13 protein-coding genes and 1 tRNA gene are annotated in these 18,313 nt (G+C 68.3%); 10 read left to right on the top strand and 4 right to left on the bottom strand.

What is annotated here, in order from left to right:
* Positions 1-118: 118 nt before the first annotated feature.
* Together chpH and ABD858_RS28760 are read right to left on the bottom strand one after the other, a co-directional pair.
* The gene (chpH, locus tag ABD858_RS28765; RefSeq protein ID WP_345042891.1) at positions 119-352 is read right to left on the bottom strand and encodes a chaplin ChpH; all 234 of its coding nucleotides are present in this window, start codon (positions 350-352) and stop codon (positions 119-121) included.
* Between the two features lie 163 nt (positions 353-515).
* On the bottom strand, positions 516-1,850 hold the full coding sequence (locus tag ABD858_RS28760; protein WP_345042889.1) for a M20/M25/M40 family metallo-hydrolase: 1,335 nt from the start codon (positions 1,848-1,850) through the stop codon (positions 516-518).
* A 183-nt stretch (positions 1,851-2,033) separates the two neighbouring features.
* On the opposite strand from ABD858_RS28760, the gene ABD858_RS28755 reads away from it, so the two are divergent.
* Both ABD858_RS28755 and ABD858_RS28750 read left to right on the top strand, forming a co-directional pair.
* Positions 2,034-2,121: transfer RNA gene (locus ABD858_RS28755), tRNA-Leu, on the top strand.
* An 83-nt stretch (positions 2,122-2,204) separates the two neighbouring features.
* Positions 2,205-2,567 (top strand): zinc ribbon domain-containing protein YjdM, encoded by a 363-nt coding sequence (locus tag ABD858_RS28750; RefSeq protein ID WP_345042887.1) that lies wholly within the window; start codon positions 2,205-2,207, stop codon positions 2,565-2,567.
* Between the two features lie 264 nt (positions 2,568-2,831).
* Here the strand turns inward: ABD858_RS28750 and ABD858_RS28745 are convergent, their stop codons facing one another.
* Entirely contained in the window at positions 2,832-3,074 is a 243-nt protein-coding gene (locus ABD858_RS28745) for a histidine kinase (protein WP_345042884.1), read from the bottom strand.
* A gap of 423 nt (positions 3,075-3,497) precedes the next feature.
* Positions 3,498-4,256, bottom strand: coding sequence for a GntR family transcriptional regulator (locus ABD858_RS28740; protein ID WP_345042882.1), 759 nt, complete (start codon positions 4,254-4,256; stop codon positions 3,498-3,500).
* A gap of 217 nt (positions 4,257-4,473) precedes the next feature.
* Here ABD858_RS28740 and ABD858_RS28735 point away from each other — a divergent pair, with 217 nt between their 5' ends.
* From ABD858_RS28735 to ABD858_RS28700, 8 genes are all read left to right on the top strand, one after another.
* On the top strand, positions 4,474-5,631 hold the full coding sequence (locus ABD858_RS28735) for an ABC transporter substrate-binding protein (protein WP_425586268.1): 1,158 nt from the start codon (positions 4,474-4,476) through the stop codon (positions 5,629-5,631).
* On the top strand, positions 5,628-6,560 hold the full coding sequence (locus tag ABD858_RS28730) for an ABC transporter permease (RefSeq protein ID WP_345042878.1): 933 nt from the start codon (positions 5,628-5,630) through the stop codon (positions 6,558-6,560). The genes ABD858_RS28735 and ABD858_RS28730 overlap by 4 nt, the downstream gene beginning before the upstream one ends.
* Entirely contained in the window at positions 6,548-7,375 is an 828-nt protein-coding gene (locus tag ABD858_RS28725) for an ABC transporter permease (protein ID WP_345042875.1), read from the top strand. The genes ABD858_RS28730 and ABD858_RS28725 overlap by 13 nt, the downstream gene beginning before the upstream one ends.
* Positions 7,372-8,508 carry an ABC transporter ATP-binding protein gene (locus ABD858_RS28720; RefSeq protein ID WP_345042873.1) on the top strand — a complete coding sequence of 379 codons (1,137 nt, stop codon included), beginning with the start codon at positions 7,372-7,374 and terminating at the stop codon, positions 8,506-8,508. The genes ABD858_RS28725 and ABD858_RS28720 overlap by 4 nt, the downstream gene beginning before the upstream one ends.
* A gap of 123 nt (positions 8,509-8,631) precedes the next feature.
* Positions 8,632-9,321 (top strand): HAD family hydrolase, encoded by a 690-nt coding sequence (locus tag ABD858_RS28715; RefSeq protein ID WP_345042871.1) that lies wholly within the window; start codon positions 8,632-8,634, stop codon positions 9,319-9,321.
* Between the two features lie 4 nt (positions 9,322-9,325).
* Positions 9,326-11,200: a phosphocholine-specific phospholipase C gene (locus tag ABD858_RS28710; RefSeq protein WP_345042868.1), complete on the top strand. Its 1,875-nt coding sequence runs from the start codon at positions 9,326-9,328 to the stop codon at positions 11,198-11,200.
* Between the two features lie 1,277 nt (positions 11,201-12,477).
* The gene (locus ABD858_RS28705; RefSeq protein ID WP_345044970.1) at positions 12,478-15,024 is read left to right on the top strand and encodes a Pls/PosA family non-ribosomal peptide synthetase; all 2,547 of its coding nucleotides are present in this window, start codon (positions 12,478-12,480) and stop codon (positions 15,022-15,024) included.
* 11 nt (positions 15,025-15,035) lie between these two features.
* On the top strand, positions 15,036-18,290 hold the full coding sequence (locus ABD858_RS28700; RefSeq protein ID WP_345042866.1) for a non-ribosomal peptide synthetase: 3,255 nt from the start codon (positions 15,036-15,038) through the stop codon (positions 18,288-18,290).
* Positions 18,291-18,313: the final 23 nt, after the last annotated feature.

Genomic DNA, 18,313 nt, shown 5'->3' with positions numbered 1-18,313 from the left:
ACCTTCCGGAAAGCCCGCGGACGTCGGTGCCCCGGGCCCGTGTACCGGACAGCCCCGGAGTGCATGGCGCGCACTCCGGGGCCGCCGGGCTCAGCCCCTTGTGGGGCGAGGCACAACGTCAGTCGTTAACGCAGTAGTTGCCGAAGGCGGGGTTCAGCAGCCCGATCACGGAGATCGTGTTGCCGCACAGATTCACCGGCACGTGGATCGGCACCTGCACATTGTTGCCCGACGCGACGCCGGGAGAGTTCACCGCAGCACCCTGGGCACCCGAGTCGGCGACGGCCATGCCCGCTCCGGCCAGTACCAGACCACTGGTGGCAGCCGCAGCAGCGACGACCTTCTTGATCATCATTCCTCCTCGTTGGCAATGCGATCCAAGCCGCGGATCGCACCCTCTGTAACGAGGGGGAATGAGGGGGGCTACGAGCCCCTGGCGTCATTCACCCGTACCGGTCAAGTGCGCACAACCTACCGATTATTGGCTTGTCGTTCGTGGTGCGGCAGGCCCGCGCTCAGCAGGCGTCCAGGAAGCGGTCCAGTACCCGCACACCGAACTTCAGTCCGTCCACGGGCACGCGCTCGTCGACGCCGTGGAACATCCCGGCGAAGTCCAGCTCGGGCGGGAGCTTCAGCGGGGCGAAACCGAAGCAACGGATACCCAGATCGTCGAAGGACTTGGCGTCGGTGCCGGCCGAGAGCATGTAGGGCACGGCGCGCGCGATCGGGTCCTCGGCGACCAGGGCCGTCTGCATCGCCTCCACCAAAGCCCCGTCGAAGGTGGTCTCCAGCGCCTTGTCGGCGTGGACATCCTCGCGCTTGACCCGGGGCCCCAGGATCCGGTCGAGATCGGCGAGGAACTCCTCCTCGTACCCCGGCAGGAACCGTCCGTCGACGTGAGCGGTCGCCTGCCCCGGGATCACGTTCACCTTGTAGCCCGCCCCCAGCTGGGTCGGGTTGGCGGTGTTCTGCAGCGACGCGCCGATCAGCTTGGCGATGCCGCCGAGCTTGGCGAGCGTGTCGTCCATGTTCTCCGGGTCGAGCTCGGTGCCGAGGGCGTCGCCGAGCTCGTCGAGGAAGTGCCGCAGGGTCTTGGTGACCCGCACCGGGAACTTGTGCCGGCCGAGCCGCCCCACGGCCTCGGAGAGCTCGGTGATCGCGTTGTCCTTGTGGATCATCGAGCCGTGCCCGGCGCTGCCGTCCACGGTCAGCTTCATCCAGTGCATGCCCTTCTGGGCCGTCTCGATGAGGTAGAGCCGCAGCTGCTCGTTGACGGTGAAGGAGAACCCGCCGACCTCGCTGATCGCCTCCGTCACGCCCTCGAAGAGACCGGGGTGCTTGTCGACCAGATGCCTGGCCCCGTAGGTGCCGCCCGCCTCCTCGTCCGCGAGGAACGCCAGCACGATGTCCCGCGGGGGCTTGCGCCCGCTGCGCAGCCGGTCCCGCACGACCGCGAGGGTCATCGCGTCCATGTCCTTCATGTCGACCGCGCCGCGTCCCCACACACAGCCGTCCGCGACCTCGCCGGAGAACGGATGGTGGGTCCAGTCGGCCGCGTCGGCGGGGACGACATCGGTGTGCCCGTGGATCAGCAGGGCCGGCCTGGACGGGTCCTCGCCCTCGATCCTGGCCACGGTCGAGGCCCGGCCCGGATGTGACTCGAAGATCTCCGGCTCCAGCCCCACCTCGGCCAGCTTCTCCGCGACGTACTCGGCGGCGGCACGCTCACCGGGCCCCGAGTGTTCCCCGTAATTGCTGGTGTCGATCCGGATCAGCTCGCGACAGAGGTCCACCACCTCGTCCTCGCCGGAGACGGGCACGGACCTGTCAGCCCTGTTCGACTCGCTCACGCTGCTTCCTCCCTGTCGCCGCTGGCGGTCGCTCCCATCCTCCCCCGCCGCACCCCCGGGCCCCAAGGGCGGCCTTCGGCCGTCATGCACCCTTCACACGGACCCCGGTGTGATCGAGCACCCCCGAATGTTTGCTATTGTTTTCCACGTCGGAACGGCCCAGGGCCGCGAGACAGACACCTGGTCCGGGTGGCGGAATGGCAGACGCGCTAGCTTGAGGTGCTAGTGCCCTTTATCGGGCGTGGGGGTTCAAGTCCCCCCTCGGACACCAGTGAATGCTGGTCGGGAGTGATCCCGACCAGCATTTTGCGTTGTGCAACGGCGGTCGTTCTGGAGTTCGGATATTCTGGTCGAATGATCGAGAATCTCCCCCCGTGTCCGAAGTGCTCCAGCGAGTACACCTACGAGATGAACGCTCTGATGGTGTGCCCGGAGTGCGGCCACGAGTGGGTTTCCGCCGCTCCGGCCGACGCGGACGACGCGAGCGTGTCCGCGGAGCGGGTGGTCAGGGACGCCGTCGGCAATGTACTGAGCGACGGCGACACCGTGACCGTCGTCAAGGCACTCAAGGTCAAGGGAAGCCCCTCGGGGATCAAGGCGGGCACGAAGGTGCGCAACATTCGTCTGATCGACGCAGTCGACGGCCACGACATCGACTGCAAGATCGACGGATTCGGCGCCATGCAGCTCAAGTCGAGTGTGGTCAAGAAGGCCTGACCGGCCGGCTGCGGGACCGTGCGGCGGCGGCCCCGCGGTGCCGCTACGACTTCGGATACCTCAGGACCGCCAGCCTCGGTTGTAACCGGTGGCGTGCGACAGCTCCAGCTTTTCGAAGATCGTGTTGAGGTTCCTCTCCACCGAACCCCCTTTCTCGGCGATCATCACGCGCATGGAAGCTCTGCGGCAATGGTGGCCGCTCCCCCTCTGGGATGTGGATGTGCAGAGCGCCGTCGAGCGTGGCCACCCTGCTGCGCAGCCCGCTCAGCCCGCTGCCCGCTGGATTCGCGCCGCCCTTGCCCGGGCGTTCGCCTGCTCGGGATCACGGCCCCTGCGTGCCCGGTCGAGCAGCATGGCCAGTGCCACCAGGCGCTGCCGAATTCCGTCGTGGAGATCCCGCTCGACGCGCCGGCGTTCGGCGTCCACCGCTTGCACGACCGCCGCCCGGCTGATGACGAGTTCGTCGATGCGCCGCTGCAGCAGTTCCGGCTCGGAGGGGCCGAACACTCGCGGGCGATCCGGGCGTCCAGGGTGGCGAGCGAGTGGAGCCCCTGGGCGTCGAGGAAGAGCAGCGCGCTCCCGCGCAGCACCTGCATGAGCAACTCGTCCCAGCGGAGCGTCCCCTGGACCATTCCCCTCGCCGGCAGCCCGCCAGGACGACACCGAAACCCAGCAGCCTGATCACCACGCCGCACAGCAGCCCCGTGTAGCTGCGGACCGTCGGACAGCGCAGGATCTTCTGATCGGATGCCTTGTAGTGCTCGGGAGGCGGTCGCCGAAGAAGACGGACCGGCGGATCCGCTCCAGGGCCGTCAGCCGGCGGGCCCGGCCTTGAGGATGCCGAGGGCGCTGGTCCGGGTGAGCGGCCACAGCAGGAAGGGGCCGAGGGTGGTGCCGACGGACGCGCGGACGTCCGTCCGGGATCGTCGGTCAGCCGCGTCGGCGCGACAGCGATGTCGTCGCCACCGAGTTGTGCACCGTGAACGAAACCGTGCCCGGCAGGAAACGGTCCTCCGACCAGGCCAGCGGTGTGCCCGCGGGATCCGTCACGCGCCGCCGCTCCCGCATCAGGGGTGCGCCCATGACGCAGCCGAGCAGGCGCGCGTCCTCGGCATCGGCGAAGACGAGGTCAATGGTGTGTTCGGCGTCGGTGAACACCACTCCCTGGTCCACCAGCGACTCGGTGTGTGAGGCCGCGTCGGGATCCAGGCCGCCGACCAGGGAACCGATGTACTCGGGGTAGACAGTGCGTTCGATCATGACCGGCACGCGCGACAGCGTGCGTACCCGCAGCACCCGGTACACCTGTGCCCCAGGTGCGAGGGCGAGTTGCTCGCACTCCAACGGGGTGGCGAGACGGAATTCGACGTCGATCGTGCGTCCGCCCGGTTCATCTCCGAGCGAGCGCGCCCAGCGGGTGAAGCTCATCAGCTCGAAGAAGCTCTGGGTGCGTGCGGTGCCGAGCACGACGCGCCGCGAGCCACGTCGCGAGGTGACGAGGCCGTTGGCGCGCAGCACGGCCAGCGCCTGGCGAACGGTGCCGCGGGAGACGCCGTACTGCTGGGCGAGCTCCTCCTCGCTGGGCAGACGCCCGCCGGACTCGTAGTCGCCGGAGGCTATGGCCTTGCGCAGATCGGCAGCCAACTGCCGGTACCGGGCTCCAGCTGCGCCCCCGCCTGCGCCCGCCATGTCGCTCTCCCTCGCCATCAGTCGTCTTCCGCTGTCTGACATGACCCTAACCGCTCGTCGGTCCCGTTGATCAACCATGTTCCACGTGCGGCGCCGGCACACGACCTCTTCCTGTCAAGACCACACACGCGTAGGTCGGCGTTCACCTTCCGGACACCACCTCCGGAGGTAATGAGTCGAAGTTGTACAGCCAAATTTGCTCCCCCAGGAGAACCTCATGAGACTGCACCGCGTTCGTTCAGTGAGCCTCGCCTGTTCCCTTGTCGTGGCCGCAATGGGACTCACTGCATGCGGTCTGACCAGCGCAAATGATGTAAACGGCGGGAGCGGCAAGGCTGCGGCCGCCACCTCGGCACAGGACCTCGGAGGCATGGACGCCCTTGTTGCGGCCGCGAAGAAGGAGGGCAAGTTGAACACCATCGCCCTTCCCCGTGACTGGGCGAACTACGGCGAGATCATCGACACCTTCGAGAAGAAGTACGGGATCAAGGTGGAGGTCGAGAACCCCGACGCCGCCAGCCAGGACGAAATCAACGCGATCGCCTCCCGGAAGGGCCAGGACCGGTCTCCGGACGTCATCGACGTGGGCCGTGCCTTCGCCATCAGCGCGGCCGGACAGAACCTGCTGGCGCCGTACCGTGTCAGCGCCTTCGACCAGATTCCGAAGGGGCAGAAGGACGCCCAGGCCCGCTGGTACAACGACTTCGGCGGCTATGTCTCCATCGGCTGCGACGCGGCTCGTGTCAAGAAGTGCCCCACGACCTTCGCCGACCTGCTCGATCCGCAGTACAAGGGGCAGATCGCACTGACCGGCAATCCGACGAAGTCCGGCTCGTCCTTCAGTAGCGTGTACGCCGCGGCACTCGCCAACAAGGGCTCCTTCGACGACGTCAAGCCCGGCCTGGACTTCTTCGCCCGTCTGAAGAAGGCCGGCAACTTCAACCCCGTCGAGTCGACCCCTGCGACCATTCAGAAGGGTGAGACGCCGATCAGTATCGACTGGGACTACCTCAACTCCGGGTACTCCGACGAGCTCCGCGCCAAGGGCGTCGACTGGAAGGTCAGCATCCCGACCGACGGCGTGTACTCCGAGTACTATTCGCAGGCGATTGCCAAGTGGGCACCTCACCCGGCCGCGGCGCGCCTGTGGCAGGAGTTCCTGTACAGCCCCGAGGGCCAGAACCTGTGGCTCAAGGGCCACGCCCGCCCTGTTCTGATGCCCGCGATGCAGCAAGCCGGCACTCTCGACGCCGATTCCGCAGCCAAGCTCCCGCCGGCGCCCGGCAACGGCACGACGGCCTTCCCGACCGAGGCTCAGATCAGCAAGGCCAAGCAGGCTGTTGCCCAGGGCTGGGCCCAGGCGGTCGCCGAATGAGTGCCGTTCAGACGGCCGCCAGGGGTGACAGCCTGCCCCGCTCCTCCGGCGGCACCACCAGCCACGGGGCCGCGCGGCGGTGGCGCCTTCCACGCTCGGCACGCTGGCTGGGCGTCCTGCCGCTGCTCGTGTTCGCCGTGGTGGTGTTCGGCCTGTCTGCCGGGACGATGGTGTTCGGTGCGTTCACGACGCCAGAAACCATGCCGGGCGGGGCTCGCTTCACCGGCGCCAACTTCATCGCCTCGCTGCACGGCCCTCACCTGGCCGCACTGATCAACAGCGTCGAACTGTCCGCTGTCTCCGCGCTGATCGCAGCTGTCGTCGGCCTGCCGATCGCCCACGCGGTGGTGACCTCGAGGTTCCGTGCTCTGCGCGAGGCGGCGCTGGCCGGCGCGGGCGTCCTGGCGAATGTCGGAGGTGTGCCGCTTGCGTTCGCGTTCGTGGCGACGCTCGGCAACGCCGGGGTGCTGACGACCCACTTCGCCCTGCGCAGCCACGGCTGGAATCTGTACAGCTTCTGGGGGCTGACCTTGGCCTACCTCTACTTCCTGATTCCGCTCATGGTGCTCACGCTCGCCCCCGCTCTGGACGGGCTGCGGCGGCAGTGGCGGGAGGCCGCCCGCAACAACGGCGCGAGCGCCTTCCGGTACTGGACGCACGTCGCGCTGCCCATTCTCATGCCGTCGCTGCTCGGCGGCTTCGTCCTGCTGTTCGGCAGTGCGTTCAGTGCGTACGCGACCGCCGCCGCGATGGTCGGAAGCTCGGTACCGCTGGTCACCATGCAGATCGCGGACGCCCTGTCCGGCGACGTCCTGGTCGGCGAGGGCAATGTCGCCCTGGCGCTCGGCGTCGACATGGTGCTGGTCGCGGGGCTCGTCATGGCCGTCCAGCTGCCGCTGCAGCGAAGGAGCGCGCGATGGCTCGCTTGAGAAGGCCCGAATACGGGCGTGGCGCCGTGTGGCTGCTCACCGGCGTGTACTTCCTGGTCCCGCTCGCATGCGCCGTCGCCTTCAGCATCGGGATCGGCGGCCCGCGCCAGGGCATCGGCTTCGATGCCTACACCGGGATCTTCGGTGCCGACGGCTTCGCCGACAGTCTGGCTCTGACCCTGAAACTGGCCACGGCCACCATCGCACTCGTCCTGGGCCTGCTCGTACCCGCCTTGGTCACGGTCCGGCTGGCTGCGCCGCGCCTGCGCACGCTCGTCGAGATCGTGTGCCTGCTGCCGCTGGTCGTACCCGCTGTCGCCCTTGTCGCCGGGATCAGCGCGGTGTTGCGCTGGGGACCGGACCACTTCGCAGGCACCCCGCTCTTCGGAGCCCTGGTCGCGCTCCAGAACCCGGAGTTCCCCTTCGTCCTGGTGCTCGCGTACGCCCTGATGGCGCTGCCGCTGGCGTACCGCACACTGGACAGCGGGCTCACCGCCATCGACCTGCGTGTACTCGTCGAGGCCGCGCGGGCGTGCGGGGCGTCGTGGCCGCGCACCCTCTTCCATGTGGTGCTGCCCAACCTGCGTGGGGCGCTGCTCAACACCGCGTTCCTGACGCTGGCCCTCGTGCTCGGTGAGTACACCGTCGCCGCGGTCCTCGGCTACCAGCCGTTCGCCGTGTGGATCGTCGCCCTCAGCGGCTCGCACGCACAGATGTCCGTTGCCGTGTCCATGGTCGGCCTCCTCGGCACCTGGGTGCTGCTGCTGGTGATCGCCGCCGCCGGGCGGGCTCGCCGTCCCAAGGAGTCTCAATGACCAATGTTCTGACCGATCCGGAAAACATCACCCCGACGCGGGCCGGTTCAAGCGTGGAGTTCCGCGGGCTGCGTCGAGCCTTCGGTGCCACGACGGCGCTGGACGGGCTGGACCTGGCGGTCCGCCCAGGTGAACTGCTGGCCCTGCTGGGCCCTTCCGGCTGCGGGAAGACCACCGCACTGCGCACGGTCGCCGGTTTCGAGCGACCTGACGCCGGCGAGGTGCTCGTGGACGGCCAGGACGTCACATGCGTCCCTGCGCACCGCCGCGACGCGGGCATGGTGTTCCAGTCGTACAGCCTCTTTCCGCACCTGACCGCCGTCGACAACGTCGCCTTCGGAATGCGGATGAGCGGGGTGGGCAAGGCCGCGCGACGGGCTCGCGCCGCCGAACTCCTGGAGCTGGTCGGACTGCCGCAGCACGCCGCCCGCTTCCCGTACCAGCTGTCGGGCGGCCAGCAGCAGCGGGTCGCGCTGGCCCGGGCTCTGGCACTGCAGCCACGCGTACTGCTGCTCGACGAACCGCTGTCGGCGCTCGACGCACAGGTGCGGTCGACGCTGCGTGAGGAGATCCGCCGCCTCCAGCAGCAACTCGGCATCACCACCCTGTTCGTGACTCACGACCAGGAGGAGGCCCTCTCCATGGCCGACCGGGTCGCGGTGATGCGCGCCGGGAGACTGGAGCAGTGTGCCCCTCCGGCGGAGCTCTACGAGCGCCCCGCGACCGCGTTCGTCGCCGAGTTCGTGGGCGTGATGAGCCGAGTCCCGGCCCGGGCCGGGACGGACGGCAGGACCGTGCACGTGCTCGGCCGCACCCTGCCCGTCCAGGGGACGCTTCCGGGCTCCACCGAGGTCGTCCGGGGCACGGGCCATGTCGACGTACTGGTACGGCCGGAGGCGGTCGGGGTCACGGCGGACGGGAACGGCACGTCCCGGATCGTGGGCGCGGCGTTCCTGGGCGCGACGACCCGAGTGACGGTACGACTGGCCGGCGGCACGGAGGTGATGGCCGACGTACCGAGCTCCTCCACGGCCATGCTCCCGGTCGGCGCGGCGGTGACGCTGACGCTGCCGGACCGTCCGGTGCTGGTGGACCGCCACCGCGGGTCGGACGGCGGTGGCAATGGGAGCTGACGGCTCCTGCCGACGTTCGACCGGGCGACTCGGACCCACTCGACCCGACCCAGCTGACGCCCTCGGCATCCGACGCGGACAGCGCTCGCTGCCGCCGGTTCGCCACACACCGGAGAGAACACCATGAACCATCGCATCGCCGCGCCCGCCCTTCCCGCTGCCGTGCTGTTCGACATGGACGGCACGCTCGTCGACACCGAGCGGCTGTGGCGGGCCGCGGTGGAACAGGTCGCAGAGGGTATCGGACGGCCGCTGACTGACGCCGACACACCCCATGTGCTGGGCCGTCCCGCCGCGTACACCGCCGCTCACCTGCACCGCACCGGCGGCCCGGCGGCCCCCGACCCCGGCCTTCTCTCCGCCGCCCTGGATGCGGCGTTCGCCGCCCGTGTCGCCGGCGAAGTCGTCCCGCGCCCGGGGGCACTGGGCCTGCTCGACGAACTGGCCGCCGCCGGGATCCCCACGGCGATCGTCTCCGCATCTCCGCGCCATGTCGTCGACCTCGTGCGCAAGGCCCTGGGGGAGGAACGGTTCGTGTTGACACTCGCAGTCGAGGACACCCTCCGCACGAAGCCGGCACCTGACCCGTATCTGGCAGCAGCCGCCGCCCTGGGCGTCGATCCGCACGCCTGCGTGGTCGTCGAGGACTCGCCCGCGGGTGTCGCCTCGGCCGAGGCCGCCGGCTGCGCGGTGCTGGCCGTGCCCTCGACCGTACCGATCCAGGACTCGGCAGGGCGGACAGTCCTCGACTCCCTGGAGCGGGCCGACCTGGCCCTGCTCGTGTCTCTCCTCACGTCCACGGAAAGGATCTAGCACCATGGACGACATCCGCCACGTCGTGATCCTCATGCAGGAGAATCGCAGTTTCGACCACTACTTCGGCACACTGAACGGTGTGCGGGGATTCGGCGACCGTCAGGCGCTGACGTTCCCGAACGGCGACAGCGTGTTCCACCAGCCCACCCCGTCGCGTACCGACGGCGGTTTCCTGCTGCCCTACCGGATGGACTCCACGAAGTACAACGCCCAGAACGCGGACGGCCTGCCGCACGACTGGGAAACCGGTCACGATGCCATCAACAACGGCGCGATGAACCGCTGGACCTCGGCCAAGGGCGAGCAGAGCATGGGCTACCTCACCCGTGAGGACATCCCCTACCAGTACGCCCTTGCTGACGCATTCACCCTCTGCGACGCGTACTTCTGCTCACTCGCCGGACCCACCAGCCCCAACCGCCTCTACCTGTGGACCGGCACGGTCGGTCCGGGCCGTGACGGCACGACCGGCCCGTGGATCGACAACACCCCGATGCCCGACAACCCGGTCTGCGACTGGACCACCTACGCGGAGCGCCTGTCTGCCGCCGGTGTCACCTGGCGCGTCTACCACACTCCCGGCGTGGACGAGCGCCACGGCAACTACGAGGACAACGCCCTCGAATACTTCGCCCGGTTCCACTCCTTCGACAAGGACGACCCGCGCTACATCGACGCGATGACGCAGTGGGACCTGTCGGCGTTCGACGAGCACTGCAAGAACGGTACGTTGCCCACAGTGTCCTGGCTGGTCTCGCCGTACCTGTTCTGCGAGCATCCGGCAGCCAGCCCCGCCTACGGCGCACACTGGGTCAACACGGCTCTTCAGTCGGTATTCGCCAACCCGGACGTGTGGCGGCACACCGTCTTTCTCGTCATGTACGACGAGAACGACGGCTTCTTCGATCACGTCATCCCGCCGTTCCCGCCGACCGGAACCCCTGAGGAATTCGTGGACGGGCAGCCGATCGGGCTGGGCAACCGCGTGCCGCTGTGGGTGATATCGCCGTGGTCGCGGGGCGGCTGGGTCAACTCCCAGGTCTTCGACCACACCTCCGTGCTGCGCTTCCTGGAGGTCGTCACCGGAGTGCAGGAACCCAACATCTCCCCGTGGCGCCGCGCCGTGTGCGGCGACCTCACGAGCTGCTTCGACTTCACCCGGCCCGATTTCTCCGTTCCCGCCCTGCCGGACACCCACGCACTGAGAGAGCAGGCCGACGCGGCGATGGGGCTGCCACCGGTGGAGCTTCCGGCGCCCGGCACACAGATCATGCCGACGCAGGAGCAGGGCGGTCCGCGGCCGCACCGGCCCCTGCCGTACCGCCCATGGGCCGACATCGCGGTGGACCGCACCACCGGCAAGGTCACCTGCACACTCGCCAACGAGGGCACGGTGGCCTTCCCCTTCACGGTGTTCCCGAACATCGCCCGGCCGTTCACCGGAACGCCGTTCACCGTCGAGCCGCACAGCACCGCCGGCTATGTGTGGGACGCGGTACGCACCGCCGGGCGCTACGACTTCACCGTCCACGGCGCCGACGGCTTCGTCCGCCGCTTCGCCGGGACGGTGAAGGGATCGGATCAGGACGACAATGCCGTCCCTCGGGCGACAGCGGTCCTGCGGGGCGACAAGCCGGAGAACGCATCGGTCGAATTGCTGCTGGCCAACGACGGCGGGAAGGCTGTGTGCTTCACCATCACCCCGAACGACTTCGGCGGCGAGGTACGCACGCAGCTGGTCGGCCCGCGCGAGAAGGCCGCCCTGATGTGGCCCACGGACGGAGGACGATACGACATGACCGTCGCGGCCGACGACGGCACGGGCTTCGCCCAGCGATACGCCGGGACAGTGCACGCCGCCAAGGGCTGGTGCTGACCGGAAAGCTTCACCGGCTCGCGACTCCCCCAGCTACCCGCTGGGAGGTGCCCCCAGGCACGGCACCTCTCCCCCGTAGCCCTTCGGGCACAGGAGGTACCCCACCGTTGTCGCATCGCGCGAGTACGGCTGAGTACGAGCTGCGATCCTCTGCCTTGCGATGCACCGCACCGGACATCGCGAGCTTCCCGGTAAACCTTTCCGGCCACAGCACTAACGAGCCGCAGAAGCATCTTGCCGGGCCTCGTGTGGACGACCAGCGCCGACCACCGGAGAGCTGCCCATGATGCGCCCGGTCGACCGGAGGGAGCGTCTTTCCCAGGACAGCCCCCGCTGCGCGGACGCCGCCCGCGACCACCGTCACCGAGGCCGCGCTCATCGCCCGCCGGGGCAGCGCCTGTCTGGACGGGATCCTGGTCACCTGCTCCGGCCATCGCGTGGTGTTCACCACCGCTGCGACTCCGGACGCCACCCCCGTCAGCCGTGACAGTCACGCGTGCATGCCGGCTCCCCACCCGGCGTGTGGTGCTGCCCGGTGCTCGTCTTCTGTCCACCGGCGCGTACGGCGCACTCGCCGCCCACCTTCTGAGCGACTCGTCCGCCCTCTGACCGCCGGGTGTCGCAGCAGCTCTCACTGAGCGCCGTCAGCGGAGTGCTCGGCCCGCTCGTGGCCAAGGACTGTCCGGGGGTCTCCGCAGCCTGGGGTCTCGCCGTCGCGGCACTGGCCACCGGGCAGGTCGCAGGTGCGGGAGTCGCCACGTGGATGCGCACACGCAGGCCCATCGCCGCCGCCACCCGGGCGACCTTGTGGCTGTTCGCCGGCCCGACAGCGGCAGCGGTGCCCCGTACGTCGCGCTCGCCGGCTGTGCCGCACCCCAATCGTGGGCGTGACCCTCGCGGCCTTTCCTCTCCGGATGTACGCGGCCTTCGCGCACCGCTGGAACGGTGAGAAACAGGGAGCGCGGGGCACGGCCCCGAAGCGGGAGTGGCCGCAACCCGTTCGGTCGATCACCGCAACCCGATGGCAGCAGGACTCCGCTCGGGGCCTGCGCCCGCGCTTGGCGGATCAGGCCGGGAGTCCGGCGGCGAGGACTACGGGAATTCAAGGACCACTGCCTCGCGGACGCGATCGACTTCGAGTGGCAGCCCGATGGGGGACGGCACAGACTGAGTGCGCAGCTTTCCCGACCAAGCTCATGACCTCGTTTTTTCCAGAACGAGGGCACCGGGTGCGACCGAATCGGCCGATGGTGGCCGACATTTCCTCAGGAGCTTGCATGGTGGAAAAATCCGTCGAGGTCTTGACGTCCGAGCCCGGTGACCCCGGAATCAGTCAAAGCCTGTCTTCAGATGCGGCGACCGACACCGAGACGGTTCTGGCCGAGGTGCTGGCACACGTCGTGGGTGTCGAACAGGTGTCGGTCGACAGCCACTTCTTCGACGACCTGGGGGCGAACTCCTTGGTCATGGCCCAGTTCTGCGCACGGGTCAGGAAAAGGGCGGACCTCCCCTCGGTGTCGATGAAGGACATCTACCGGCATCCGACGATCCGAGACCTGGCGACGGCGCTCTCGAACGTCGCATCCAGCGCCGTCGAGTCGTCGGCCCCGCCGCCGGCCGAAGTGGTGAAACCGGTGAGCACGCCGCAGTACCTCCTCTGCGGAACGTTGCAGTTGCTGTTCTTCCTCGGATACACGTTCCTCACCGGACTTGTCACCGCCCGGGGATTCGAATGGATATCTGACGGGTCGGGCCCGATCGGCATCTATCTGCGCTCAGCCCTTTTCGGCAGCGCGGCCTTCTTCGGTCTGTGCATTTTCCCGATCGCGGCCAAATGGATTCTCATCGGCCGATGGAAACCCGTCGAGTTCCCGGTCTGGAGCCTCGCCTATCTCCGTTTCTGGATCGTCAGGGTGCTGGTCCACGCGAACCCGATGATCTTCTTCGTCGGCAATCCGCTGTACGTGCTGTATCTTCGGGCCCTCGGCGCGCGGATCGGCAAGAACGTCACGATCCTTTCGCGTACTCTTCCAGTCTGCACCGACCTGTTCACGGTCGGCGCCGGTACGGTGATCCGCAAGGACTCGTTCTTCCTCTGCTACCGCGCGCACGCCGGACGTATCCAGACCGGCCGGGTCACTCTCGGCCGCGACGTGTTCATCGGCGAGAAGACCGTGCTCGACATCGACACGTCGATGGGCGACGGGGCGCAACTCGGACACACCTCGGCGCTGTACAGCGGGCAGGCCGTCCCGGACGGCCAGCGGTGGCACGGATCCCCCGCGCAGCGCACCGAGGTCGACTACGTCAGGATCCCGCCCGCGGAGTGCGGCACGCTGCGCCGGGCCGGATTCGGCCTCGCCACCCTGCTCCAGCTGTTCTTCCTGTACATCCCGCTGGCGCTCGGTGGCTTGTACATGCTGCTGACGTTGGTTCCGGCGCTGAGCAGCCGGCTGGGCCCGGGCTCGGCGGAGATCACATCGCCGGCTCTCTACATCGACGCGCTGGTCCTGTCCTTCGTGTTGTTCTTCGGCTTCCTCGTTGTGGGTCTCGCCCTGCTGTTCACCGTTCCGCGCCTGATGAACCTGATGATCAAGCCGGACACCGTCTATCCGCTGTACGGGTTCCACTACGCGACACAGCGGGCGCTCGCGCGCATGACCAACCTGAAGTTCTTCAAATGGCTTTTGGGTGACAGCTCGTTCATCGTCCACTATCTGCGCGGCCTTGGATACGACTTGTCCAAGGTGGAGCAGACCGGGTCGAATTTCGGTACGGAGTTGGCGCACGAGACGCCGTTCCTGACTTCTGTCGGCAGCGGAACAATGATCGCCGACGGCATCTCGATCATGAATGCGGACTTCACGAGCACGTCCTTCCGGGTGTCCCGGGTGTCGATCGGGCAGCGCAACTTCATCGGGAACAACATCGCCTATCCCACAGAGGCCAGAACGGGCGAGAACTGCCTGCTCGCCACGAAGGTGATGGTTCCGATCGACGGCGAAGTCCGCAAGGGCGTGGGCCTGCTCGGCTCACCGTGCTTCGAGATTCCCCGGTCGGTGGAGCGCGACGGCCGTTTCGACCATCTCCGGACGGGGGAAGCGTTCCGCCGCAGCCTTGCCGCGAAGAACCGCTACAACATGCGCTCGATCGTCTTCTTCCTGTTCGTGCGATGGCTGCACGTCTGCATGCTCACGCTGCTCGGCCTCGCAGCCGTCGATCTCTACGGTGTTTTCGGAAATGTGATGATCGCCACGTATACGGCACTCTCCCTCGGATTCACCGTTGTCTACCTCGTACTGGTGGAGCGGGGCATCGCGGCGTTCCGCGCGCTGCAACCGCGGTTGTGCTCCATCTACGACCCGTACTTCTGGTGGCACGAACGTCTGTGGAAGGTTCCCGACGAATACCTCGAAATCTTCAACGGAACCCCGTTCAAGAATCTGATCTGGCGCATGCTGGGCGTTCGAATCGGCAGCAAAGTCTTCGACGACGGCTGCTATCTGACGGAACGGACGCTCACCAGAATCGGCGACAACTGCACGCTCAATGCGGGAAGCAAGATCCAGTGCCACTCGCAGGAGGACGGCACCTTCAAGTCCGACCGCAGCACGATCGGCGACGGCTGCACCATCGGAATCGGCGCCCACGTCCACTACGGCGTGACGATGGGCGACGGTGCGGTGCTCGACGCCGACTCCTTTCTCATGAAAGGCGAAGAGATCCCCCAGCACGCACGGTGGGGGGGCAACCCGGCCACGGAAATGCGCGATGCCCCGTATCAGCCCGCGGCGGTCAGCGCTGTGGCGAAGCAGAGGAGTTGAGGGAAGGTCCCATGGGAACGCACATGGAGGACGGCCGGGAGTTCTGGCGCGGTGTACTCGTCGCCGGTGGATTCACGACGGTCCCGCGATGGACGCTCACGCCGGTGACGGGCGTCGACGAGTACCGGGCGACGGTTCCGGACGACGTCGTGGAGGCGTTGGGCCGGCTGGCGGCCGACCTCACGGTGCCGTTCGGCTCGATACTGCTGGCCGCGCACGCCAAGGTGCTCTCCGCCCTGTCCGGCGAGCACGAGGTCGTCACCGGCTACGTCGCCGCGGAGGGCGGCCGGCCGTTGCCCTGTCGGCTGACGACCGAACCCGGCTCGTGGCAGACGCTGCTGCTGAACACCCGTCGGGTCGAGTCGGAGCTGCTCTCCCACAAGGACTTCCCGGTCGACGACCTCCGACGCGACCTGGGCCTGCCCGAGCCGTCGCCGGAGACCGTGTTCGACCCCACGGACGTCGGCGGCGACCTCGCGGAGAGTTCCGTGCTGCGGCTGGGAGTCTCGCGGGACGACGGCCGGCTCGTACTGCGGCTGCGATACCGGACCGACGCGCTCGACACGGACAGCGCCGCCAGGATCGCCGGTTATCACGTCACCGCGCTCACGCTGATCGCCGCCGATCCGGACGCCGAGCACGGGCGGCAGAGCCTGCTCTCCGCCGAGGAGCTCCGCTTCCAGATCGAAGGGCTCGCCGGACCCCGGCGAAAGCTGCCGGACCGCCGGTTCCACGAGCTGTTCGAGGAGCGGGTCAAGGCCCATCCGGACGCCGTCGCGGCAGTGCACGGCGACCGGCAGCTGACCTATCAGGAACTCAACGTCCGTGCCAACCGGCTGGGACGAGCCCTGCTGGCGCGAGGACTGCGCCCCGAAGGTGTCGTCGCGGTCGTGACCGAACGCAACCTGGACTGGATGGCCGCCGTCCTCGCCGTCTTCAAGGCCGGTGGCGTGTACCTGCCCATCGAGCCCCATTTCCCGGCCGACCGCATCGCGACCACGCTCTCCCGTGCCGGGTGCCGGCTCGTGCTGACGGAACCCGGCAGTACCGCCTGGCTCGACCAGGCCCTCGACTCGCTGTCCGGAGTCCGGACACTGTTCATCGACACGACCTCTCAGGAAGGCCATGCCGACGATGATCTCGGCGTGGACGTGGCGCGGGACCAGCTCGCCTACATCTACTTCACCTCCGGCTCCACGGGTGAGCCCAAGGGTGCGATGTGCGAGCACGCGGGCATGCTCAACCACCTCTACGCCAAGATCGACGACCTGGGGATCAGCGAGGGGCAGGTGGTTGCCCAGACCGCACCCCAGTGCTTCGACATCTCGCTGTGGCAACTGGTTTCCGCGCTCCTGGTCGGTGGGCGGACGCTGCTGGTCGAGCAGGAGGTGATCCTGGACGTCCCGCGGTTCCTCGACCGGATCACCGACGGCCGGGTCTCGGTGCTGCAGGTCGTGCCGTCGTATCTCGAAGTCGTCCTGTCCTGTCTGGAGCAGCGCCCCAGCCGACTGCCGGACCTGCGGTGTGTCTCGGTCACCGGCGAGGCGCTGAAGAAGGAGCTCACCCAGCGCTGGTTCGCGGCCCAGCCCGGGATCAAGCTGGTCAACGCCTACGGGTTGACGGAGACGTCGGACGACACCAACCACGAGGTCATGGACCGGGTGCCGGACCGGGAGCGTGTCCCGCTCGGTCCTCCGGTCAACAACACGCACATCTATGTCGTCGACGAGCATCTGTCACCGGTGCCGCTGGGCGCCCCCGGTGCGATCGTCTTCTCCGGAGTCTGCGTCGGCCGCGGCTACGTCAACGACCCCGAGCGCACCCGGGCGGCCTTCATGCCCGATCCGCACCGGCCGGGCAACCGCCTCTACCGAGGGGGCGACTACGGTCGCTGGCTGCCCGAGGGCAAGCTCGAGTTTCTCGGCCGGAAGGACACCCAGGTCAAGATCCGTGGCTTCCGGATCGAGATCGGTGAGATCGAGAACACCCTGCTGCGGGTGCCCGGTGTCCGCGACGGTGCGGTGGTGGTCGCCGAACGGAGCGACCAGAGCAAGCACCTGGTGGCCTTCTACTCCGGCCCACGGCCGGTCGAGACCGACGTCCTGCTGAACCGCCTGGGCGGATCACTGCCGGAGTACATGGTCCCGTCCGCCTTCCACTGGCGGGAAAGCCTGCCGCTGACTGCCAACAGCAAGATCGACAGGAAGACGCTGACAGCGCTGGCCGGAGAACTAGCCGCCGTCGAGGGCGACTACAGCCAGCCGACTACCCCGGCAGAACAGCGGCTGGCGGCCGCGTGGGCAGAGGTGCTGGGCATCCCGTACACCCGGATCGGACGGCGTGACCACTTCTTCGATCTGGGCGGCACCTCGCTGTCGGCCGTGAAGCTGGCGATCGCCCTGGACCGTGCGGTGTCGCTCAAGGACGTCACCCGTCACCCGGTCCTCGCCGATCTGGCCGGACTGATCGACGCCGGGCCCGAGGGGCGCTCCGGACTTCTGCACGCGCTCTCGGGGTCGAACAGTGCGCAGGCCGGTGCCCTGGTCTGCTTCCCCTATGCGGGCGGCAACGCGGTGAACTTCCAGCCGATGGCCAGGGCGCTGTCGGGCAGCGGGCCCGCGGTCTACGCCGTCGAGTTGCCCGGTCACGACGTAACCGCCGAGCGCGAGCCCTTCGCGCCGATGGCACAGGTGGTCGAACAGGTCGTCGCCGAGATCACCGAGCGCGGCCTGACCACGGTCATGCTGTGGGGCCACTCCTCGGGCACCGCGTTCGCGGTGGAGACGGCCAGGAAGCTCCAGGAACGCGGAGTGGACGTCCAGCGGGTGTTCCTCGGGGCGCAGCTGCTCGGTGACGCCGTCGGCCGGCGTGCCGCGATCACCGAGCTGACCGGGCCGAGCGACGCCGAGATCGCCGCGAGGCTGAGCGCGGACAGCGGCTACACCGGACTCGGTGAGCTCGACGCGCCGCATGCCGAACGTGTCGGCGCCGCCTATCGGCACGACTGTGTGTCCGCGCACCGCTATTTCGCCGATGTCCTGGACGCACCGCCGACGGTGAAGCTGTCCGCGCCGGTCACCGTGGTGGTCGCCGCGGACGACCCGAGCACGGCGGATTCCTCGTCCCGACACCGCGACTGGCAGCTGCTTGCCGAACACGTCGACCTGCACGAACTCGCGAACGGCGGCCACTACTTCCTGCGAACCCGTCCGGCAGAGGCGGCAAAGGCCGTGCTGCACGCCGCCGAACTGCTGATGTCTTCCTGAGCGGCAAGAGAAAGGAAACCGAG

It is taken from the genome of Streptomyces sannanensis, from assembly GCF_039536205.1.
Taxonomy (GTDB): domain Bacteria; phylum Actinomycetota; class Actinomycetes; order Streptomycetales; family Streptomycetaceae; genus Streptomyces; species Streptomyces sannanensis.
Note: the sequence above shows the minus strand (reverse complement) of the source record. Positions and strands in the feature narration are given on the sequence as shown.